This window comes from Methylophaga nitratireducenticrescens (assembly GCF_000260985.4).
In the GTDB taxonomy this organism is placed as follows: Bacteria; Pseudomonadota; Gammaproteobacteria; order Nitrosococcales; family Methylophagaceae; genus Methylophaga; species Methylophaga nitratireducenticrescens.
This window is the reverse complement of record NC_017857.3, coordinates 2,998,989-3,020,489: the sequence shown is the minus strand read 5'-3', so window position 1 is coordinate 3,020,489 and position 21,501 is coordinate 2,998,989. Positions and strand designations below refer to the sequence as shown.

The 21,501-nt window shown below is 43.6% G+C and carries 20 protein-coding genes and 1 pseudogene; 14 read left to right on the top strand and 7 right to left on the bottom strand.

Annotated features, from left to right (window positions below):
• Nucleotides 1-38: 38 nt before the first annotated feature.
• From Q7A_RS14485 to Q7A_RS14440, 10 genes and pseudogenes are all read left to right on the top strand, one after another.
• On the top strand, nt 39-797 hold the full coding sequence (locus Q7A_RS14485; protein WP_014707587.1) for a Nif3-like dinuclear metal center hexameric protein: 759 nt from the start codon (nt 39-41) through the stop codon (nt 795-797).
• Nucleotides 798-829: 32 nt separating this feature from the next.
• Nucleotides 830-2,164 (top strand): YhjD/YihY/BrkB family envelope integrity protein, encoded by a 1,335-nt coding sequence (locus Q7A_RS14480; protein WP_014707586.1) that lies wholly within the window; start codon nt 830-832, stop codon nt 2,162-2,164.
• Nucleotides 2,161-3,381 carry a bifunctional phosphopantothenoylcysteine decarboxylase/phosphopantothenate--cysteine ligase CoaBC gene (gene coaBC, locus Q7A_RS14475; RefSeq protein ID WP_014707585.1) on the top strand — a complete coding sequence of 407 codons (1,221 nt, stop codon included), beginning with the start codon at nt 2,161-2,163 and terminating at the stop codon, nt 3,379-3,381. The genes Q7A_RS14480 and coaBC overlap by 4 nt, the downstream gene beginning before the upstream one ends.
• Nucleotides 3,362-3,817, top strand: coding sequence for a dUTP diphosphatase (gene dut / locus Q7A_RS14470; RefSeq protein ID WP_041354601.1), 456 nt, complete (start codon nt 3,362-3,364; stop codon nt 3,815-3,817). The genes coaBC and dut overlap by 20 nt, the downstream gene beginning before the upstream one ends.
• A gap of 74 nt (nt 3,818-3,891) precedes the next feature.
• Entirely contained in the window at nt 3,892-6,135 is a 2,244-nt protein-coding gene (locus Q7A_RS14465; protein WP_014707583.1) for a phosphomannomutase/phosphoglucomutase, read from the top strand.
• A gap of 110 nt (nt 6,136-6,245) precedes the next feature.
• Nucleotides 6,246-7,151 carry an acetylglutamate kinase gene (gene argB / locus Q7A_RS14460; RefSeq protein WP_014707582.1) on the top strand — a complete coding sequence of 302 codons (906 nt, stop codon included), beginning with the start codon at nt 6,246-6,248 and terminating at the stop codon, nt 7,149-7,151.
• On the top strand, nt 7,148-7,762 hold the full coding sequence (slmA, locus tag Q7A_RS14455) for a nucleoid occlusion factor SlmA (RefSeq protein ID WP_014707581.1): 615 nt from the start codon (nt 7,148-7,150) through the stop codon (nt 7,760-7,762). The genes argB and slmA overlap by 4 nt, the downstream gene beginning before the upstream one ends.
• The gene (locus Q7A_RS14450) at nt 7,759-8,181 is read left to right on the top strand and encodes a response regulator transcription factor (RefSeq protein ID WP_014707580.1); all 423 of its coding nucleotides are present in this window, start codon (nt 7,759-7,761) and stop codon (nt 8,179-8,181) included. The genes slmA and Q7A_RS14450 overlap by 4 nt, the downstream gene beginning before the upstream one ends.
• Nucleotides 8,182-8,411: 230 nt before the next feature.
• Entirely contained in the window at nt 8,412-10,415 is a 2,004-nt protein-coding gene (locus tag Q7A_RS14445; protein ID WP_014707579.1) for a retention module-containing protein, read from the top strand.
• A 96-nt stretch (nt 10,416-10,511) separates the two neighbouring features.
• Nucleotides 10,512-11,349 (top strand): annotated as a pseudogene (locus Q7A_RS14440) (IS982 family transposase).
• Between the two features lie 79 nt (nt 11,350-11,428).
• On the opposite strand, the gene Q7A_RS14435 reads toward Q7A_RS14440, so the two are convergent.
• From Q7A_RS14435 to Q7A_RS14405, 7 genes are read right to left on the bottom strand one after another with little or no spacing between them, the layout of a single operon-like run.
• Entirely contained in the window at nt 11,429-11,818 is a 390-nt protein-coding gene (locus Q7A_RS14435) for a type IV pilin protein (protein ID WP_014707577.1), read from the bottom strand.
• 14 nt (nt 11,819-11,832) lie between these two features.
• On the bottom strand, nt 11,833-12,129 hold the full coding sequence (locus Q7A_RS14430; RefSeq protein ID WP_014707576.1) for a hypothetical protein: 297 nt from the start codon (nt 12,127-12,129) through the stop codon (nt 11,833-11,835).
• An 18-nt stretch (nt 12,130-12,147) separates the two neighbouring features.
• Entirely contained in the window at nt 12,148-15,687 is a 3,540-nt protein-coding gene (locus tag Q7A_RS14425) for a pilus assembly protein (protein ID WP_014707575.1), read from the bottom strand.
• Nucleotides 15,688-15,689: 2 nt separating this feature from the next.
• Entirely contained in the window at nt 15,690-16,217 is a 528-nt protein-coding gene (locus tag Q7A_RS14420) for a pilus assembly PilX family protein (protein ID WP_014707574.1), read from the bottom strand.
• 8 nt (nt 16,218-16,225) lie between these two features.
• Nucleotides 16,226-17,290 carry a PilW family protein gene (locus Q7A_RS14415; RefSeq protein WP_014707573.1) on the bottom strand — a complete coding sequence of 355 codons (1,065 nt, stop codon included), beginning with the start codon at nt 17,288-17,290 and terminating at the stop codon, nt 16,226-16,228.
• Nucleotides 17,287-17,757 carry a type IV pilus modification protein PilV gene (gene pilV / locus Q7A_RS14410; RefSeq protein WP_014707572.1) on the bottom strand — a complete coding sequence of 157 codons (471 nt, stop codon included), beginning with the start codon at nt 17,755-17,757 and terminating at the stop codon, nt 17,287-17,289. Before pilV ends, Q7A_RS14415 begins: the two co-directional genes overlap by 4 nt.
• On the bottom strand, nt 17,751-18,305 hold the full coding sequence (locus Q7A_RS14405; protein ID WP_014707571.1) for a GspH/FimT family pseudopilin: 555 nt from the start codon (nt 18,303-18,305) through the stop codon (nt 17,751-17,753). Before Q7A_RS14405 ends, pilV begins: the two co-directional genes overlap by 7 nt.
• Nucleotides 18,306-18,634: 329 nt before the next feature.
• On the opposite strand from Q7A_RS14405, the gene flgB reads away from it, so the two are divergent.
• The 4 genes from flgB to flgE are packed head-to-tail and all read left to right on the top strand — an operon-like array spanning nt 18,635 to nt 21,460.
• Nucleotides 18,635-19,036 carry a flagellar basal body rod protein FlgB gene (gene flgB, locus Q7A_RS14400; protein ID WP_014707570.1) on the top strand — a complete coding sequence of 134 codons (402 nt, stop codon included), beginning with the start codon at nt 18,635-18,637 and terminating at the stop codon, nt 19,034-19,036.
• 6 nt (nt 19,037-19,042) lie between these two features.
• Nucleotides 19,043-19,456: a flagellar basal body rod protein FlgC gene (gene flgC, locus Q7A_RS14395; RefSeq protein WP_014707569.1), complete on the top strand. Its 414-nt coding sequence runs from the start codon at nt 19,043-19,045 to the stop codon at nt 19,454-19,456.
• Between the two features lie 18 nt (nt 19,457-19,474).
• Nucleotides 19,475-20,161 carry a flagellar hook assembly protein FlgD gene (locus Q7A_RS14390; RefSeq protein WP_014707568.1) on the top strand — a complete coding sequence of 229 codons (687 nt, stop codon included), beginning with the start codon at nt 19,475-19,477 and terminating at the stop codon, nt 20,159-20,161.
• 12 nt (nt 20,162-20,173) lie between these two features.
• A complete protein-coding gene (gene flgE / locus Q7A_RS14385; protein ID WP_014707567.1) occupies nt 20,174-21,460 on the top strand; it encodes a flagellar hook protein FlgE in 1,287 nt (428 codons plus the stop codon).
• The last annotated feature ends 41 nt before the right edge of the window (nt 21,461-21,501 follow it).

The window sequence follows — 21,501 nt, the reverse complement described above, 5'->3', positions numbered from 1 at the left end:
TTTGTTATAGTGATCAGAGTTTTTGTGGAGTAATTTGGATGATAACCCGAACAGAGCTGATCGCCTATCTTGATGAGCAATTGGAAGTATCGAGATTTCAGGACTATTGTCCGAATGGTTTACAGGTTGAGGGTAAACCAGAGGTAAATATTCTGGTGACCGGCGTAACGGCAAGTCAGGCTTTGTTAGAAGCGGCTGTGGAACACAATGCTGATGCTCTTATGGTTCATCATGGGTATTTCTGGCGTGGCGAAGCCCCCGCAGTGACCGGCATTAAATATCAACGTTTGAAAATGTTAATCAATAATGACATCAATCTTATAGGCTATCATCTGCCCTTGGACGCTCATGCCGAGTTTGGCAATAACATACAACTGGCAAAAATACTGAATATAGAAATGGATGGATTTATTGCCGGTACCGGAGAACCCGCCATCGGTTTTCGGGGGAAACTAGCAACACCACAAACATTAGACGAATTTGCATCCCATATTGCCTGTCAACTGGATCGAAAACCTACCATTATTACCGGTCATGATCGTTTAATAAAAACAGTTGGCTGGTGTACCGGTGCTGCACAAGGCTATATTCAGCAGGCAGCAGAGTCAGGGCTGGATGCTTTTATCAGTGGAGAAGCTTCTGAGCAGACAACACATTTGGCCAGAGAACTTGGAATTCATTACATCGCAGCAGGGCACCATGCTACAGAACGTTATGGTGTTAAAGCCTTGGGAGAGCATCTTGCTCTGAAATTCGGCCTGCAACACTATTTCATTGACATTGATAATCCAGTTTAATGGATAAACCTGCCATCAGGATGATAACCAGTATGAAAGACTATATAGACAAGTTAAAACATTTTTTCCAGGTTCAGCTTTGGCAGGAAACGACTGAAAGCGCCAGCAAACTAAAACGTTTGACACGGCATGCAGGCCGTGTGGCTTATGTGATGGCGAGGCAATTATCGACTGGGGAATTAAATCTACGGGCAATGAGCCTGGTGTTTACCACTTTATTATCATTAGTGCCTTTAATCGCTGTCGCCTTCTCTGTCCTTAAAGCGTTTGGTGTACATAATCAGATTGAGCCGGTATTGCTGAACTTTATGGCTCCGCTGGGAGAGCGTGGAGCAGAAATGACCAGTAACATTATCGGCTTTGTTGAAAACGTCAAAGTGGGCGTGTTGGGATCTATCGGCTTAGGCATGCTGTTTTACACAATTATTGCTCTGGTGCAGAAAGTCGAAAGTGCTTTTAACTATGTCTGGCGGGTAAAACGCCCCAGAACTCTGGCGCGACGCTTTACGGATTATCTGAGTGTAGTGATGATTGGTCCAGTGCTGGTGTTTTCAGCTGTTGGAATTGCTGCGACGGTATTGAACCATAGTGTGGTCCAGACATTACAGTCAATCGAACCCTTTGGAACCTTGCTGTTAATATTCAGCAAATTATTGCCCTACATCATGATTGTATTGGCTTTTACCTTTCTATATACCTTTATTCCCAATACCAAGGTCAAACTGGGACCGGCTTTAGGTGGGGCAATGGTCGCGGGGGCATTATGGATAGGATTGGGAACACTGTTTGCTACGTTTGTAGCATCGTCATCCAATTACACAGCCATTTATTCGAGTTTTGCGATTTTATTTTTCTTTATGATCTGGCTATACCTTGGCTGGTATATTCTGCTGACCGGATCTCAGGTAGCTTTTTATCTGCAACATCCAAAATTTGTTTTGATGGGTGGAAAAACACTGGTGTTAAGTCCACGTTTACGTGAGAAAAAGGGACTATGGCTGATGGCAATCATCGCGCGTCGGTTTTGTGAAAAACAGCCAGCATACAGCCTCACTGAATTAGAACAGCTCACCACATTAAGCAGTGAAAACTTAGAAGAATTATTGGGCATGCTGGAAAATGGGGGATTTTTGGTCGAAGTGGCTGGGGATAAAATTTCTTATACGTTGGCAGGTGATGTCAGTAACATCCGGGTTAGTGAAATACTGTCTTGTTTGCGTCGTGCTGAGGAAGTTGGTGTTTCAACTTTACAGCAACACACGGAGCCTAAAATCGAAGCATTTTTCTCCGAAATGAATCAAGCACAAAATAATGTGTTGGATGACTTGAGTTTACGTGATTTAGCCATAGGCAAAAATGCAGCATGATTGAGACAAACGCTTTTCAGGGAAAACGTATTCTTCTTGGCGTTACAGGCAGTATTGCCGCCTATAAGTCAGCCGATTTAGTTCGAAGATTAAAAGAATACGGTGCAGAAGTACGGGTAATGATGAGTCAAGGCGGCACGCAGTTTATTACGCCACTCACTCTGCAAACGGTCAGTGGTAATCCCGTGTCATTGAATTTCTTTGATGCTGATGAAGAAGCTGCAATGGGCCATATTAAACTGGCGCGCTGGGCAGACTGGATCCTGATTGCTCCCGCAACTGCTGATTGTCTGGCGAAACTGGCTCATGGTCTGGCTGATGATTTGATTTCCACGGTTTGTCTTGCCTCTGAAGCACCGCTGATGGTGGCACCGGCAATGAATAATAAAATGTGGTCGCACATTGCGACTCAGCAAAACTGCCAACGGCTAAAACAACGCGGTATTGAATTTATTGGTCCTGAAAGCGGTGAGCAGGCCTGCGGGGAGCAGGGCGAAGGTCGCTTAATGGCAGTTGAAAATATTGTGATGCATCTGAGTCGCAAGTTGCAGGCTGGTCCTCTGACAGGAAAACAAATAGTCATTACGGCAGGTCCTACGCATGAACCAATTGATCCAGTACGCTTTATTGCTAATCGCAGCTCAGGGAAGATGGGCTATGCTCTGGCGCAAGCAGCCGTTGAATTGGGGGCAAAGGTCACTCTGATATCTGGGCCGGTGGCTTTGGAAGCCCCGCCTGGTTGCAACCGTATAATGATTGAAACGGCTCAACAAATGTTTGACGCCGTTATGCAAAACTTAGCCGGAACGGCAATTTATATCGGTTGTGCAGCAGTAGCGGATTATCGTCCCACGCATCCTGCTTCAGCTAAATTAAAAAAATCGGCTGAGGATGATTTATCACTGCAACTTCGTTTGAATCCCGATATTATTACAGCGGTTGCCAATGCCGGTGAGCGGCCAGAGATGGTGGTTGGTTTTGCTGCTGAGACAGATGATTTGCAAAAATATGCACAACACAAATTACAGCAAAAAAGTATGGATTTGATCGCAGCGAACCAGGTGGGTGATGGACGGGCTTTTGGTCAGGATAATAATGCGCTGGAAATTTTCTGGGAAGGCGGGCATAAGTCCTTGGCTGAAGCTCCGAAACTTGAAATTGCACGCGAACTTATAACATTAATAACTGAGCGCTATCATGCAAAAAATTCAATTTAAGATTCTCGATCCGAGACTGGGCAAATCAATTGAACTGCCGGACTATGCTACCGGGGGTTCCGCCGGGATGGACCTGCGGGCCTGCTTGGATGAAAATCTGATATTACATCCTGGTGAAACCATATTGATACCGACCGGAATTGCCATTCACATTGACGATCCTGCCCTGGCTGCGATGATCTTGCCGCGATCGGGATTGGGACATAAACACGGCATAGTATTAGGTAATCTGGTGGGACTTATTGATAGCGACTATCAGGGACAGATTTTTGTATCCTGTTGGAATCGTGGCGATATGCCTTTTGAAATCGTAGTGGGTGAGCGAATTGCACAAATGTTGTTTGTTCCAGTTGTTCAAGTGGGCTTTGAGCAGGTCACCGACTTTACTGCCAGTGAACGTGGCAGCGGCGGTTTTGGCCATACCGGCAGAAATTGAACACAACTGTGTTGTTAGCCCTGCAAAATCTGAAAATCTTCCGTAGAAGGCTTAGTTCTCTGGCCATCTTACTAATGATATTAATAGTGGTTTCCGGATTAGCCGCTGCTATATGGATTAATGATTATCAAAAACAATCTGCGCTAACAAAATTTAACCAACAACAAACTGAAAAGCTGGCGATTGCCGCATCAGGAATGACAGATATGTTGCAGGATTGGCAACAACGTTTTGCCGATATGGCAGCAGTAAATGCCGAAGATCCTGTCGCTTACGGTTGGCCTGAAGCATCCCTGGCTTGTGTATTGGCAGCAATACCCTCTGCACCGACTACGGATGCATGTATCCCTGTGAGTTTTGGCACTATTAATAGTCTTCGTCAGGCCGAGAAACAAGGCATGTCTGATTTTGCTGTTATGCAGCCCAATACCCCACAAGCGCATATTTTGTTGACCAAAAGGCTGGAGGCTTCACGCTTTCTGGTTTTAACATTACAAACTACTGAATTGGAAAATAAACTCAGAGAGCGCTATTTATCAATTGGTTCAGGAAGTCTGGCGTTACAGCAAGGCGCCCAAAACTGGTTAACTCTGTTCCAGCAAGGTGATAATACAGTGCAGGACTCCAGCCCTATTTATACTCAGACATTATCGGGGGCTTACTGGCGACTGGCCTTCTGGCCTGCTGATCGGGTTGCTAAATCCGCAGCCTGGCCAGCATTGATCATACTGATCATCATTGTGTGCATTCTATGTTGGTTAGTGGCCACGAGATTTAGTACGTTAAGACCGAAAAAACAAGTTCAAACCGGAGCACGACCACGACCGGTGGAATATGTCGAAAATGAAGTGAACATTGATCATACGCCAACCCCCACCGCTATTCGTGTCGCAACGCCAAAAGTTAGCAAAACTGAGTCAGTTGACCGAGTTCGTCCAGTGGATATTAAACCTGTTATTTTCAAAACCTATGATATTCGTGGCATTGTCGGTACTCAATTAAGTGAACCGATTATGCGGGTATTGGGACTCGCGATAGGTACTGAGGCTCAGCATCAGGAACAAACTCGGATTATCGTCGGTCGGGATGGGCGGCTTTCCAGTGAAAGCTTCAGCGATGCCTTGATTGAGGGACTTTTGGCCAGTGGTTGTGATGTCACTGACATTGGTGCAGTGCCGACCCCACTGGTATATTTTGCCTCCCAGCATATGCGAACACATTGTGGGGTCGTGGTGACAGGCAGTCATAATCCACAAGGCTATAATGGCTTAAAAATTGTGATTAATGATAAAACGCTCTCTGGAGAAGCTATCCAAGGTATTTATCAGCGCATCCAGCAGTCTCGTCTATATAGTGGTGAAGGTCAGTTGCGGCAGGCCGATGTTATTGGTAGCTATATTGAACAAGTAAAGCAGGTCGTTCCTTTATCTCGTCCACTAAAAGTGGGAGTGGATTGTGGAAATGGAATTGCCGGTAAAGTGGTCCCTAAATTATTAACAGCATTAGGCTGTGATGTGCATGAGCTGTTTTGTAATGTGGATGGCCATTTTCCCAATCATCACCCTAATCCTGCACAACCTCAGAATATGCAGGATATTTCTAAACTGGTACGTGATAAGCATTTGGACATTGGGCTGGCGTTTGATGGGGATGGCGATCGGCTGGGCGTGGTTAATGGAGAAGGTGAAATTATTTGGCCAGATCGTTTGCTGATGTTGTTTGCCAGCGATATTCTGCAGCGCCATAAAGGCTCGACCATTGTTTATGATGTCAAAAGTACGGGCTTATTGGAGCAGGTTATTACCAAAGCTGGTGGCAAAGCCATGATGTGTCCTTCCGGCCACTCGTTAATTCGGGCCGAAATGTTAAAGCATGATGCAAAATTGGCGGGTGAGTTGAGTGGACATATCTTTTTTGCCGACAATTGGTATGGTTTTGACGATGCCTTATTTGCCGCCTGCCGTTTGCTGGCGCTGATTGCTGATGACCCACAGCGTCGTGGCGCAACAGAAATCTTTGCCGCACAACCACAAAGGTTTAACACTCCGGAAATTTTAATTGATTTAGATACAGCAGAATGCCGTCGGTTTATGACACAATTCACCCAAAATGCTCAATTCGACGGTGCTGAGGTTATTACGATTGATGGTGTACGGGTCAATTTTGATAAAGGTTGGGGATTGGTGAGAGCGTCAAATACGGTGCCTGGCCTAACCTTGAGGTTTGAGGCAGAAACAGAAGAAGATCTTGAACAGATCAAGCAGCAATTTATTCAGCAAATGTTACAGGTGAAACCTAATCTGAGTCTGAATTTTTAAATGTATCGTCTATATGACATAAGCTGATTCAAATTGGTCACTATTTTGCATAAACAAAAATATTAAAAAGTGCCTAAGCAGTAAGCGCAGGACAAGGAAGAATTTTTTAAATGAGTTTGAATACACAAAAAGCATCACATATTGCTCAGGTACTGACAGAAGCGTTGCCCTATATTCAACGGTTCTCCGGTAAAACACTGGTCATCAAATATGGTGGCAACGCTATGATTGATGAAACGTTGAAAAATAGTTTTGCTCGCGATGTGGTATTGATGAAAGCTGTGGGCATAAATCCGGTAATTGTCCATGGTGGTGGTCCACAAATTGGCCAGCTATTGGCAAAGATCGGTAAACAGTCTGAATTTATTAACGGTATGCGGGTCACTGATACCGAGACCATGGATATTGTTGAAATGGTGCTTGGCGGTCAAGTGAACAAAAGTATCGTTAATCTGATCAATAACCATGGTGGACGAGCCGTTGGTTTGACAGGTAAAGACGGTAGTTTGATATTCGCTGAAAAAATGAAATTTGCTTCACAGGAAGAACTTGGTGTTGATGCACCGGAAATGATTGATTTGGGCTATGTGGGCCGCGTAACCAGTATTGATACCAGTGTGATTGATATGCTGATCCATAGTGATTTTATTCCTGTTATAGCACCAATTGGCGTGGGGCAGGATGGCCAGTCTTATAACATTAATGCTGATCTGGTTGCAGGCAAGATTGCCGAAGTGTTACAAGCTGAAAAACTGATTCTGTTGACAAATACGCCTGGACTGCTAGATGCTGACGGAGCGTTACTTACTGGCCTGAATGCAAAACAAGTCAATGATTTAATTGCCTCGGGTGTCATTTATGGTGGAATGTTACCTAAAATTGGCTGCGCGCTAGATGCTGTTCAGGCAGGGGTGACCAGCTCACATATCATCGATGGTCGTGTACAGCATGCCGTATTACTGGAAATGTTTACCGATGAGGGCGTTGGTACGCTTATTCGTGGAGGCGGTCGATGACAGAGCAGCAATCAACGCGCGCGCAGAATAAACAGTCGCGTCATCAAGCCATATTAGAAGCCCTGGCGACACAACTCGAACAGAACCCCGGACAGCGCATAACAACAGCTCAGTTGGCTGAAAGTCTCGGTGTGTCTGAAGCAGCGTTATACCGGCACTTTCCCAGTAAGGCGAGAATGTTTGAAGGCCTTATCGAATTTTCGGAAGATACCGTCTTCGGCTTGATCCGCAGAATTATTGATGAAGATGATAATGCGGTTTCTCGATGTGAAAAAATTATGGCTTTGATGCTGGGATTTAGTGCAAAAAATCCAGGTATTAGTAGTGTTCTCGTTGGAACAGCATTAACTGGCGAAACCGAGCGGCTTCGTCATCGTGTGAGTCAGTTTTTTGACCGATTGGAAACACAATTCCGACAAATTCTGCGTGAACGCGAGTTAACCCTGACACAAGCTGGCGGGCGGCCAGTGAATGAAACGGCTAACTTATTACTCAGTATTGTTGAGGGAAGACTTCAACAGTTTGTTCGTAGTGGCTTTCGTCAATCACCGCTTCAGGGATGGGAACAACAATGGCAACTCATCAACACGATTCTCAGGATATACGCATGATAAATGTCGCGGTGGTAGGCCGCTCAATACCGAATTTTATTGATTCAGTCGTGCATGATGATTTGAATATAACCGTTATTGAGCCTGACACAATAGATACTGCTATTAAAGAAATTACAGCTGCGAAAGCCGATATTACCGTGCTTGAACAATATAACGAACGTATTAATACGGATATTTTGTGTTTAGTCTTGGCGACGAATTTCTCGCGTAATCAGACGATAATTTTGTCAGATAAGGTTCCTGATTTCGAACAGCTAAAAGCAACCGGGTTCAGGGCCAGAGGGTATATCACTCCTTCACAACATGACAAGATAGTGAAAGCCATTCGTGCAGTGCATGATGGTGAGGCATGGCTACCCAGACGTTTGGTTGCGGATATGCTTAATCATTTTGCTGCCGGGGATATTGGTCAATAATTAAATCTTCGAACAAGAAGACTTACTCTGTTTGAAAGGTTGCTGATCTTTCAGCGTCTCCACTGCTGGCGGCGAAAGATCAACAGGCCTTAAACTTTTTTCAACATTTCTTAATATATTTAGTACCAATGTACAGTAGATCCGTTTTTTGAGTCATGGGAGACTATCCGCTATGTTGGTCACAAAATTATTTGTTGACCTAGGGAAGCAATATTTCAGCGGAGAGTATTATGGCTACAGAAACCGGTATTATTACAGCCCTAATTGGCACTGCAACGGCGACTGCAGTCAATGGGGCAGTGAGAAATTTACAGGTTGGTGACAACGTTTTTCCAAACGAAGTCATTACCACCGGTTTGGCTGGTGCTATCGAAATAGAATTCCCTGACGGTAGTGTGATGGATCTGGGACGAAACTCGCAGGCTGTTCTCGACAGCGATGCATTTGAATTTGATGTTGCTGAGGTTGATACACCACCTGCCGCTGACGTGGTGGATGATATAGACGCCATTCAACAGGCTTTACTCGCAGGCGAAGATCCTACTGAAGTTGCTGACCCAACTGCTGCAGGTCCAGGTGCACAGCCCACCAGTGAAGGTGGCAGCGAAGCAGTTGTTGTAGATTATCTTGCCCCACGAATTACACCTGATTCAGGTTTTGATACAACAGGGCCGGGTATTGCTTTCCCTGATCCACCGGCATTTGAGTTTTTAGTTGATGAGTCGGGTGATTTAGATCCTATCGATCAAGATCCAATAATACCTCCTCCAGTTGATAACGAACGACCAGTTGCTGATCCGGTATTAACTAGTTATGAATTTGCAGAACAATCAGAATTGAATTTACCCCCAGGTTCATTTGTTTTTAAACAGTTTTCTGTAGATGGTTTTGTGGATAATTCCGAGGGTAGTGATAATCCAATTGTTTATGAAAATGAAGCCACGTTGGGTGGGGTAGATAATGAAACGGGCTTGGCCGATCTGGATTTTTCTTTAACCGGCGAACCTCCAACATTTGGTACGCTTTATAAAATGATAAGCGGAGAATGGGTAGTATTAAGTGTTGGAGACAACTTTAATGCCGACGACATTATTTTCTGGAGCGCTACAGAAGAACAATGGCAAGACGCATTATCACCTGCTCATTCCTATGGTGGTGCTGGAACCAATGCTTCAGCATGGGATGGTGTCGAACTGATAGCAATGAGACTGGATGGTTCTTTAGGTGAAATTGCATTCGACAAAGATGGGATTGGTGTTGCCGGAGGTACTATTGTGCCAGGGCAATTGGAACATCGCGGTGTCGCTTCTGAAAAAATCATCATGAAGTTTGCTAATAACTCTACTGAAGCAGAGATTTCTGTTAGTAGACTCATTGCAAATGAAAATGAAGTTGGGAAGGTCCAAGCTTATTTAAACGGTGCACTGGTTGGGGCTTGGACTTTTACAACTACCCCTGGAGCAGCACCTTCAATAGACGATGGAAAATTAATTGATTTCTCGCTAGGCAAAGAGAATTTAACAATCAATTCCGGTAATGCTACTTTTACGCTACCAAGCGATGTTGTTTTTGATGAGCTCGTATTTACTGGAACAGAATATGCCAACAACAAACCTAATCCTGTAGACAGTAGCGATTATTATATTCAAAGCGTTTCTGTAAAAGAAATACCTGATACGGAATTTGAATATACTACAACTGATGAAGCTGGCAATATCAGTCCGCCTGTTAGTGTCGTTATTACCGCTGGTGATGATATTCCTGATCCAACTACACCTAATATTATTCAGGATGGACGTGGAAATAACGAATTGATTGGTACCGATCAAGATGATGTCATTATTGGTGGAGCTGGTAATGATATTCTGACGGGTGGCGATGGGGCTGATTTATTTGTATGGCAGGCAGGGGATGAGTTTAATCTTTCCAATATCTCCGCCCAGGATACCGTTACTGATTTTAATATTGAGCAAGGTGATGTACTTGATTTTGCAGACATTCTTGTTGGTGAAGAGTCCGGAGATTTAGCTGATTATATTCATATTGAAGATAATGGGGTTGATACCGTTATTGAGCTCAAGCCCGAGGGTGCTGGTGGCGACGTCAAGCAAACGATTACTTTGCAAGGTACAACTCTTGCCGATATGGGCCTCGGAGGGTTTGATACTTCAACGCAACAGGCTGAGATTATTAATAAGCTGGTGCAGGATGGTCATGTGAATGTTGATAGTTAACTAATTAACCTGAGCTGCGCATAAGAAAAGAGGAACTAAAAGCCTGAGCCACGATCGAATCGTTTGACCAAAAACGAGAAACGAAAGGGCTCAACTATGTACAATTTAGAGAAAATGTATTGCGAAGTCGATGATTTTTGCCAAAGATTTATCCCGGCCTGGCAAGTTGTCGGAAAGTGAAGTCATCACTATTCTGATTTTATTTCACCAGCTCCGCTTCAGAGACTTCAAGACCTTTTATACACACTATGCCCGGAAGCACTTGAAGCAAGCTTTCCCCCAACTGGTTAGCTATACCCGCATGTTGAAACTGCTGCAAAGTGTGCTGGTTCCCCTGTGTGCCTTTATGACACAACGTTACGGCAAACCAACCGGCATCGCCTTTGTTGATTCAACCAAACTGGCGGTATGCCACAACATTCGCATTCCTCGAAACCGTGTCTTTAGCGGTGTTGCAGAGCGAGGCAAGGGCACCATGGGCTGGTTTTATGGCTTCAAGCTACACCTGTTAGTGAACGAACAAGGTGAAATACTTTCAGTAAAAATCACAACGGCCAATATTGATGACCGCAAGCCCATACCGGACATGGTCAAACAGCTATGGGGCACCTTGTATGGCGATAAAGGTTATCTGTCTCAAACACTTAAAGAGTCATTAGCCGAACAAGGCATTAAGCTGGTCACCGGCATTCGCAAGAATATGAAACCGCAACTGATGACGTTATGGGACCGGTTGATGTTGAGAAAACGCTATGTGATTGAAACAATATTTGACCAATTGAAGAATATTTCTCAAATCGAACACTCACGGCACCGCAGCCCTGTCAGCTTTATGGTCCACCTCATGGCTGGATTGGTGGCTTATACCTTCCAACCCAAGAAGCCTTCTATCAAGTTGAACAGGAATGAAAAGGGCGCGCTTATGCAGATCTGAGGTTAATTAACTCTATATAAAAAAGACCCGCTTAACGCGGGTTTTTTTATGGGTTTACACTTCTTGCTATCTTACTAATTTACCAACAATCATTAGCTGGTGTCCTTTGATTATTGTGGTTAATAGTCATCGTACCACAACGATCACCGTTTTGCCCCCCAATAGGATCTGCCTGGATAGTATAAGCGGTGGCGGTTGGTGGAGCAGTGAAACTCAGGTTATAAAAGCTGTTACCTTGCTTTGGTGAATTGATGAAAGGTAAATTAGCACCTGCATAAGAGAAGTTTTCACCATAATATCTTTCCATAAAACTTACCAGTTCAAGTAAATCAGCCTGCGCATTCGATCTACGAGTCTCTCTAACTTGCTCAAGATACGATGGGTAAGCAATTGCAGCGATAATGGCGATTATCGCAACCGTTATCATCAACTCAATTAGCGTAAATCCTTTCTGAGGTGTAGTGCTCATATTCTCAGTTCCTGTTAATTAGCATTGAGTAACCAGATGTCAGTGACATATGGCAGCTCGCTATTTTCTTCATTTGTTGTATTGAAACCGATTAGTTCGCCTGCAGGAAGCTGAGGACCTAACTCACCATGACGAACCAATGCATGAACATTTGTATTGCTATCTATCCGATAGGCAGTGTCATTAATTATTATAGTATTTGAATGACCTGATTCTTCACTGATAACTCCAGTCTGAGTAAAACTGGTGTTAGCACCAGAAAATGCACTTGCGCTAAACAACATAAAAACCAGAATAGAAAATATTTTCATACAGGTAACCTTAGTAAATTACTGCAATTGACGCCATGACTGACGTCCCTCATATCCTGGACCAGGATTTTCAATCGTTACTTCAATATTGCCATCAGCACCACTAGTATATTTAATTTCCTGTTGTCCACCGGGCTGATTGACGATACTTGGGGTTGGAATAATACCTACTTTTGATTCTTTTCCGCTGTATGGAACTTCAGTATCTGGGTCACCATCTCCATCTGTATCAATCATAAAGAAGTCTTCAGATGTAAAAACGCCATCTCCATTAACATCAAAGGGCGAATAAGATAATCTTGCACCCGTAGCATAATTCATTTCCATTAACCAACCAGATCCACCGAATGCACAAGGATCATCTGATGGAATTAACGTAGTAAATATAATCCGCCCATTACGAATAATGGCATTGCTTACTTGTCTTTCTCCCAGGTTACCTGAATTTACATCCTGATTAACAAGATCAATGTACCAGCCAGAATGTTCTGTCCAATTAATCAGCTCATCAGAGGTAATACGATAATTGAATCCATCTACAGATACCTGTTGCAGAATTTGTTGTTGTAAAAGATCACTTCGGTCAAAAGCTATAAGTTCTGACGGTCTTTTATCCCAAATACTATAAAAACTCTGAGTGACCTGATTTTCACTAGAATTATCCCCTACTTCAAAGTATTTACCCGTACCAAATAATAACAAATAGCCATTTTCCCTAGGGTGTTTTACAACTTGAATGCGAGTTGTTATGGGTTGAATATTCGCCCCTGAACATGTTTCTCCTGCACAAGCAGTATAAAGTGGTTCAGGGTTATTGGAATCCAGATAGGTAAAGTCCCAATTATCCTCATCCTGGCCGGTTACATTTATACTCCAAACATTTCCGAATAAATCCCCAGCATAAATAGCGTCTACGATATTGTCATTATTAATATCAATTGCGGTTGGAGAAGCGATACCATTTGGCCGTTGGGCGCCGGTTGGATCGTCATTAGTACCAACTAATGTGTCAAACTTCTTAATCAGACTTCCATCTGCCAGATTTATAAGATAAATGACGCCATTACCAGTCTGGCTGTCTTGAGCATCGTTACTGTCTAAATTATTGTCTGCAGTATTGTTATAGCCACCGCCAACTAGAGCTGCCCATTCGCCATTATTTAGTCGAACTATACTTGCTTGTCCAAAAGTAAACCCAAGATCTCGATCATCCTGATCTGTAAATTCCCATAAAACTTTATTAGCAACATTTGCCTCTGTATTGAGACTTGTTGGATCAGTTATATCCAATGCAAAGATACCCTGTCCGCCTGCACCTAGTCCTGAAACGAGCACTGTACGCCAGCTACCACTGATAAAGGCATCTACAATTGTTGGGCTACCATCTACAAAGTATCTGTGTGTATAACTGGTATTAGTCAAGTTATTTAAATTGTTATAAATCGCATTGGGAACATAAGCAAACTTTTCAACACCAGTATCGGCATCAAAAGCGTGAAGCATGCCATCGTTAGCACCGACAAAAACTAATCCTTGCCGATTAATATTTGCCACCACATAAGCTGAATAGGGACTAGCTGTTTCAGGTTGGGATGCTCCCCAGTTATCTTGATAACGTGAACCTGGAGCTGCAGCGTAAGTGGGAGCAGAATTAATAATATCGCCAAGTAATCGGTTTCGATTTCTTAGCGTCCCTCCTTCGTTACTAGCTTCATTGGATTGGTCGCCGCGTAAGTAATTTAAAATTAATTGGCTGCCAAGTTTCGCTTGTTGGCTTGCTGAAATTGATGCCCACCTGAAAGGTTTACCGGAATTTCCATCATAAGTAGCAATAACCCGATTGTTAGCGGCCGGTATCTTAGTTCCGGCATCCCAGGCAATATTACCAACGGAAGCATCTTCTTCAATTTCAAAAGCTAATAGCTGACCACTCCAATCGCCACTGTCAAATCGTGCTTGATAAATTTTGCTATCACCAGACACTGAGCCCGAATTTAACGCCACAGATGCAGCCGAAGAAGTCCTTGATGAAATATTTGACAGAATAGCTGCCAAAGAATCAGCAAAAGTATCAGGGTCTGTTGCGCTAAAGAAGGAACCACGGCTGTTAACAGCAGCGTGCCACAGATCGTCGATATTTTCCTCTGCATTTGCCGAGGGTTCCGGCCAACCTATACTTCCAGACTCTAATGCTTCGAAATCTGTATTAGGATCCAATGTACCATTAACCCCTAGTCCTACGGTAAAGTTTACTAAATGTTGCCAGAACGCAGGATCTTCCTGATTTATAGGGACATTGTTAGTTAAATCCTGCCGAAGATCGCGTTTCCAGTATTCCATTGCCACATCCGCCAAGGTGTTATCCCACCCATCTGTATATGGATTTACTGGAGTATATTGATAATCATCATTATCTGGGCCTGAGATCACTTCTCCACTGGTTCCATCGGTATTGCCAACACCTGGACTAGCGCCATTCCAGTAACCATCAGTTGTTAAAATATGATAGCTCTGCCGGCATGAAAGATGTTCTGCATCATTATTAGTACCTGGTGTATTTCCCCACGGACCGGAGTTATCAGTTCTTTCGAAATATTGGCCAACACTATTGGTGGCCGAGCGAAGGGGAGTTCCTGAGTTGTTAATTACACGCTCATAAAGGTTGTCAAAAAAATCTGCTCGGTTTGAACCGGAGAATTGTCTTAACCCTTCAATAACTGCCCGATTACTGGTAACACCATCAATGGTTTTGCTGCCCTGATTAATTGCTGCAAAACCGACACGCAGATTCGAACCTTGTTTGGCAAAAGCTCTGCCGACACCCGCTCTCGCAGTCAAAACTCGCGAGCGATAGTATTGAAACCAATTAGCAAAGTTTTGAATTTCTTCTGCTTTGGTTCTAACAATTCCACTTGGGCTGGTGAACGTAGTAGAGGATGAGGTTGAAGTAGTAATTTGAACTCGGGTATAGCTGCTTCGAGATGTGCGGCTGCCGCCATTATACTTGAAATAAGTGATTGGCCAGAAGCTGTGATTACCATTACACGGGTCCCCGAATGCCTGTGTTAGGTCACTGTTATTTCTAAACCAACATGCATACTGGGTTTGTTGATTTACTAAATCAATTCCCCCAAGTGCCGGAATAGCAGGGTTGTATAAAGCATTGTTGACATTAGCGTTTCCCATGCTGGTGCCGTCGGCATTACTCCATGGAACATAGGTTACATCGGGATTATAAAAAACTGCATTATTAGCTGACGAACGTGTAAAAAAGTTATGGACATTATCATCATCAAAATTTGCAATTTGATTTGCGTAGGTTACCCCACCATATAAATTGCCAGGTCTTGGGAAAACATAGCTGCTGAAATATCGATTTTCATCGGGCATCACTTCCCATTGCATGGATCCGGAATCATCAAGTGTAAACATGATATTCGGCTCAATACTACCACCTAGATAAAGGGGAACATTGCTGATATTTAATGTTGTAGCAAAAGCACTATTACTTATTAATAAAATAAATCCCACTGTGCATTTTAAGATAAAATATCTCATTATTAGTACCTCTTAATAACAGTGCTTTGCAATAAAACTCTGGCTTGGTCAGAACCACCGGTACCGCGAGCTGTAATACGATAATGGACAACGCCATCAACTGGGGAACCTGTTCCTTTGTTTTCGTCATCATTGTCAAAGACTAATTCTTCAATAATATATCTGGGGGGGGTAGCTACGTTTGCCACGTTTACTGAGGCAATTCCATTAGCATTCCACCAGGCTGCATCGCGCTCCAGCCACCATGGCGCAGCATTTGTTGGAGTAGGATCCATGGCATTGGTATTCCAAGTGTTTTCATTACTACCATCCTGGGTTGCAATCGGTTCAGTAACAAATGCAGAGATTCTTTTCTCAGCATCACGTAGTGCAATTTCGGCTGCCTGAAAAGCTAATTCATGATCACGAAGGTTGGTGGTCATTTTTTCTTCAAGTGAGCTTGTGCTGATACTGGATAGGCCTAACAGCGTCATTAAAACCAGAATAATCAAGCTGACGATTAACGCCGCACCTTTTTGATTTGTTTCCATTAGTTTATTCATGATGTGCGATTGCGTAGAACAATAGTTTGAGTAAAGACACGTCTCAATCTGCGGTCATTAGCTGCAGGAGTAATAGTGGCACCATTGAAGTAATAATCCTGCGGTCCATTCACGACCAGATTATTTTCCAGACTCACCATTAAAAGACTTATACGAACACTGATTACGTTTGCCCAATTTCCTACTGCATTTGCTGTTCTGTAATCATCTACAGAAAAATCCTGATTAGTATCAACACCGTAGAGAATTTCCATTCTCTCAACGCCTTCAATAAGCTCCTGAGATGCGTTATCCAGCACTTTTTGATAAAGAGAAGGACCCGAAGCGCCTTGTCGAATATAAAAAGTATTGGCAGAATAGGTATTCAGCCAACCACCACCAAAGTTATCACCTAAATTAGCAGAAGAATTGCCAGGTGAACCCACACCAGCGGCATGTTCTATTGTTCCTGAAGAAGGATCATTGGTAATTTGAAATATGGCGGCACTATCACAGGTTGTAACCAAAGCAATATTGCTACAAGTAGGTTCATAATCTGGGCTGTCGGGATCCGGATCACATGGTGTAAAAGTATTGTCGGTACCGGTTTCAAGTGGCGCAGTAAAGTCAGTGCCATCATGATCGATAATATTTGCATGACCAGAACTCACAGTGCGAATTGTAATGACATCTGACCCCGCGAGGGCATTCCCACTAATTGTTGCATCAAGTGCCGGATTAAATGCACCGCTAGTACCTTCACTACCTTCGATAGGTATATCCAAACGCCATAAATAAGCGTTAGCACCATTTAATACATTTTCTAAGGGGCGTTTGTCCTGTTCCATATTGGCATTTTGATTCTGTAAAGAATCACATCCTCTGTAGCCTGAATTAAGCATTATTCGGCTGATATGGTGCAGTGCAAAACGGCCATCTTCCTGCATTCGCGCTTTTGCTTCCTGAACACGATAGACTTGACGATTATTAACGAACAATTCAATTACGCCCGCAACCAATATCAATCCCAGAACAATAGCTACCATTAATTCAACCAGAGAAAGGCCACGTTGATTATTCATAAAGCCCCTTCCATCGTTAATGTTTTAGTTGCTAATGCGTTGTAGTTGATATTGTTGGCGTTGTCTCCAAGATGTATGTCACGCCACTCAATTGTGATAGTACAAATGAACTCATTTAAGTTATTAAATGCTGGACAGTTAATCCCGCCTGTACCACCTGGTAAAGCATTGGACAGGCTGGTTCTCCATTCATGAAGATCCTGGTTAGAAACATTACCTCCAGCGTTGGGTATCCCATCTGTAGTGGCAATGACATAAAGACCGTCTTGACTCGCTATTCGATTTGCTCGCATACGATTCAGAATATCAGATGCATATAATGAGGCCTGGGTACGGAGATCAGCACTTTGATTGGTTTTAAGGGCGGTTATCTGTAAATGGGCCAAACCCAGTAAACCCACAGATAGTACAAATACGGCAACCATTACTTCCAACAAAGTAAAGCCAGACGGTTTTATTTTCAGCATGCTGCATCTCCTTCTTCAACTCGCATGCGCCCAGCGTTGTTTAACACAACATCACGCCCATTTGTGTTTGGCGTACACAAAGTAAACGTTCCCATTGGTAGTCCACCACCAGAGCTTAAAACTTCTCCAGAGGGGCTGAAGGCTATCCAATCCTGATATTTTGCGTCTCCGGTAAGGGTGAGATTGTTATCTAAAGATTCATAAATTCTTAGGTAGCAGTCTTGTCCCTCTGTACTGCAGTCGGTGGCATTTGCATTACCATCAAAGGTTTCATTTCGATTCCAGTCAGTGAAAATTCTCCAACCTCCTTGCCATTCACCAGCAGCATTGCCATCACGGAGCATGGTGACCTGAACACCCCGACGTATTGCTTCACTTTTCGCGAGTTGTAATGAGCCTAAAAAATTATTGGCTTGAGTGGCCAGACGGTTTTCACGAATCATGGAATTGAAACTGGGTGCAGCAATTGCCGCGAGGATAATGACAACAACCAGTGTGATCATTAACTCGATCAATGTGAAACCATTATTTGCCGCAAACTTTTTCACTTCAGTGACGCTCCTTGTAGGTATTCGGTTTTAACGCTAAATGTATTGTGGGTCAAGCACTTATGCTGCTCACCCGCTATCTATTTTTTAAATACGTGAGCCAGTTGGCAAATGTATCGTTCATATCAGGAATTCTTACCATTCATATAGCAAAAACAGAGTGATTATATCAGCAGTATTCGCGTATTAACTGGAGTGGCAACAGCTTGCCGCTTTAATTTTTATAGCTTGCCGCAGTACTTTTAAGTGTTTGATTAATAATGACAATAAATTGTGGCATGCATGATGCTTAGGTGTTTGCAAGTAAATGATTGTTGTGGAGAAACAGCATGCCGATAAATTTTGATTCTGCTCTTGGGATTCATGCCGATGCTTTGCGTATCAGAACGCAGCGGGCAGAAATGCTGGCGACTAATCTGGCCAATGCAGACACGCCAAACTTCAAAGCAAAAGATATGGATTTTCAATCGGCATTGCAAATGGCGGCAGCAGGACAAAAATCTGCCGCTTTGAATACGACTCATCAGAAACATATTGCCGGTAACAACGGCAATCCATTTGAAGCCGTCACCCAATACCGGACAACGATGCAAGATTCTTTGGACGGTAATACTGTGGATGAACAAGTGGAGCAGGCACAGTTTATGCAGAATGCCGTTCAGTACCAGGCCAGTCTTGAATTTTTAGGCGGACGTTTCCAAGGCCTGACCAAAGCGATCAAAGGAGATTAATCTGCCATGTCATTATTTAACATTTTCGATATTGCAGGTAGTGGAATGAGTGCGCAATCACTGCGTCTCAATACCACAGCCAGTAATCTGGCCAATGCAGACAGTGTCAGTAGTAGCGTGAATGAAACCTACCGCACCCGGCAACCAGTGTTTTCCACAGTACTGGATGATGCACAGCAAGGATACAAAGCAGGCTCTGTTCAAGTGTTAGGCATAACAGAAAGTCAGGCTCCGGTTCGCCAGGAATACAACCCGTCACATCCTCTGGCAGATGACAACGGCTATGTTTATCACTCAAACGTGGACGCCATTGCAGAAATGGCAAATATGATGTCGGCTTCTCGTTCATATCAGAACAATGTTGAGATTGCCAACACTTCCAAACAATTGCTGCTACAGACATTGCAGCTTGGCAAATAACCGCAGGGAGTCATAGAAATGGCAATAAACGGTGTTAGCGACAATCCATATGCTTTTCTCAATAGTAAAAATACATCAAGTTCTACAGAAGAAGAGGAAAAGGACCCTGGCAAGCTGCAAATGAATGACTTTTTGTCATTAATGACCACGCAGTTGATGAATCAAGATCCTCTTAAGCCAATGGAAAATGGCGACTTTCTAGGACAGATAGCCTCTTTCAGCACAGTAAGTGGCATCAGTGATTTGCAGGATTCATTTGCCAGCTTTGCAAATGTCATGCAATCCGATCAGGCATTACAAGGTTCTTCTTTGGTCGGTCGATCAGTGTTGGTTCCATCTTCAATTGGGGTGATGACCGCTGACTCCCCCATGCGAGGACAAATTAATGTGGCAGAGCCCGTATCTAATTTAGAAATGAAAATATATAGCGATACGGGTGAGTTGGTTCGAACCATTCCTATGGGAGCCGCATCTGGTTACACCAATTTTGAGTGGGATGGTTTGAATAATGATGGGGAAGCAATGCCAGAAGGTACCTATCAATTTATGGCTACTGGCACTGTTGATGGACAAAATACCGCTTTTGCCACTGCGGTGATAGCGAAGGTAGACAGTGTTTTGGTTGGCTCTAACGGACAAGGACTGACCATGAATCTGGCCGGTATTGGTTCCGTGCCGTTCAGTGAAGTTCAAGAAATTATTTAAGGGGTAATCATCATGTCATTTAATACAGCTTTAACCGGCCTCAATGCCGCCACCTCCGATTTGAATGTGAAATCAAATAATATCGCCAATATCAATACCATTGGCTTTAAAGGTTCACGAGCAGAATTCGGTGATGTTTATGCCCTGTCAACCTTTGGAAACAGCAATACTGCTATTGGTACGGGTGTGGTGCTAAACAATGTGGCACAACAGTTCAATCAGGGAAATCTGGAAGTGACCAATAACTCGCTGGATTTGGCGATTAGTGGCAATGGACAGGGGTTTTACGCATTGGCACCCGCTCTGGATACTGAGCAGGTTTTATACAGCAGAGCCGGTGCTTTTAATATTAACCGCGATGGCTACATCACCAATAGCTCCGGACAATATTTATTAGGTTTCCCAGTCAATGCTGATGGCAGTGTTTCTTCTACCGCTTTGGGTGGAACGAATCCGATTCGGTTGCCGGTTGCTGCTGGTGTGCCTCAAGCCACTACAGAAGTAGATATTGCAGCAAATCTTCCATCGACAGCATTAGATATTGATCCGATTGCGACACCAATCGATCCTAATGATCCAACAACCTATACTAACTCAACCTCCAGCAATATTTTTGATTCTTTGGGAAATGAAAGTACGTTGACCTATTACTATCAGAAAACCAATGTTCCGAATGAATGGAATGTTCAGGTCTATATTAATGAGCCAACTGGCAGTCAAACCATTGTGCCATTTGATAGCGGTGGACAAACCACCAAAACGTTGACCTTTGATCCGGCTCTGGGTGGGGCTTTGGATGCAGGTGTTACACCAACCGAAACCTATGATTTTTCCGGTTTAAGTAGCGGTGCAGTTGATTTGAGTTTCGAAATTAATTTTGCCGGTTCGACTCAGAACTCAGCGGCATTTACCGTATTGGATACCGATCAGAATGGTTTTCCTACTGGTCGATTAACAGGCTTGGATATTGATGATACCGGCTTGGTACAGGCCCAATATTCTAATGGTCAAACCACTAACGTTGCCAAAATTGTGTTGGCAGATTTTCCTAACCCTCAAGGCTTAAAACAGATAGGTAATACTGCCTGGGAAGCGACATTGGATTCGGGCGATGTGCGGATCGGTGAAGCAGGCACCGGCAGCTTTGGTCTGATTCAGTCAGGCGCTCTGGAAACCTCAAATGTCGATTTGACCAAAGAACTTGTTGGCCTGATTACTGCACAGCGTAATTTCCAGGCGAACTCGAAAGCAATAGAAACCAATAATGCCATTACCCAGACCATTATCAATCTGCGTTAAATTCGCTGAGTTGATTGATATGTATATCGAAAAAAGAGGCT

Bases quoted from the DNA above. Each gene is read 5' to 3' on its own strand.
- Q7A_RS14485 (WP_014707587.1), top strand. From the start codon at position 39: ATGATAACCCGAACAGAGCTGATCGCCTATCTTGATGAGCAATTGGAA.
- Q7A_RS14480 (WP_014707586.1), top strand. From the start codon at position 830: ATGAAAGACTATATAGACAAGTTAAAACATTTTTTCCAGGTTCAGCTT.
- coaBC (WP_014707585.1), top strand. From the start codon at position 2,161: ATGATTGAGACAAACGCTTTTCAGGGAAAACGTATTCTTCTTGGCGTT.
- dut (WP_041354601.1), top strand. From the start codon at position 3,362: ATGCAAAAAATTCAATTTAAGATTCTCGATCCGAGACTGGGCAAATCA.
- Q7A_RS14465 (WP_014707583.1), top strand. From the start codon at position 3,892: ATGATATTAATAGTGGTTTCCGGATTAGCCGCTGCTATATGGATTAAT.
- argB (WP_014707582.1), top strand. From the start codon at position 6,246: ATGAGTTTGAATACACAAAAAGCATCACATATTGCTCAGGTACTGACA.
- slmA (WP_014707581.1), top strand. From the start codon at position 7,148: ATGACAGAGCAGCAATCAACGCGCGCGCAGAATAAACAGTCGCGTCAT.
- Q7A_RS14450 (WP_014707580.1), top strand. From the start codon at position 7,759: ATGATAAATGTCGCGGTGGTAGGCCGCTCAATACCGAATTTTATTGAT.
- Q7A_RS14445 (WP_014707579.1), top strand. From the start codon at position 8,412: ATGGCTACAGAAACCGGTATTATTACAGCCCTAATTGGCACTGCAACG.
- Q7A_RS14435 (WP_014707577.1), bottom strand. From the start codon at position 11,818: ATGAGCACTACACCTCAGAAAGGATTTACGCTAATTGAGTTGATGATA.
- Q7A_RS14430 (WP_014707576.1), bottom strand. From the start codon at position 12,129: ATGAAAATATTTTCTATTCTGGTTTTTATGTTGTTTAGCGCAAGTGCA.
- Q7A_RS14425 (WP_014707575.1), bottom strand. From the start codon at position 15,687: ATGAGATATTTTATCTTAAAATGCACAGTGGGATTTATTTTATTAATA.
- Q7A_RS14420 (WP_014707574.1), bottom strand. From the start codon at position 16,217: ATGGAAACAAATCAAAAAGGTGCGGCGTTAATCGTCAGCTTGATTATT.
- Q7A_RS14415 (WP_014707573.1), bottom strand. From the start codon at position 17,290: ATGAATAATCAACGTGGCCTTTCTCTGGTTGAATTAATGGTAGCTATT.
- pilV (WP_014707572.1), bottom strand. From the start codon at position 17,757: ATGCTGAAAATAAAACCGTCTGGCTTTACTTTGTTGGAAGTAATGGTT.
- flgB (WP_014707570.1), top strand. From the start codon at position 18,635: ATGCCGATAAATTTTGATTCTGCTCTTGGGATTCATGCCGATGCTTTG.
- flgC (WP_014707569.1), top strand. From the start codon at position 19,043: ATGTCATTATTTAACATTTTCGATATTGCAGGTAGTGGAATGAGTGCG.
- Q7A_RS14390 (WP_014707568.1), top strand. From the start codon at position 19,475: ATGGCAATAAACGGTGTTAGCGACAATCCATATGCTTTTCTCAATAGT.
- flgE (WP_014707567.1), top strand. From the start codon at position 20,174: ATGTCATTTAATACAGCTTTAACCGGCCTCAATGCCGCCACCTCCGAT.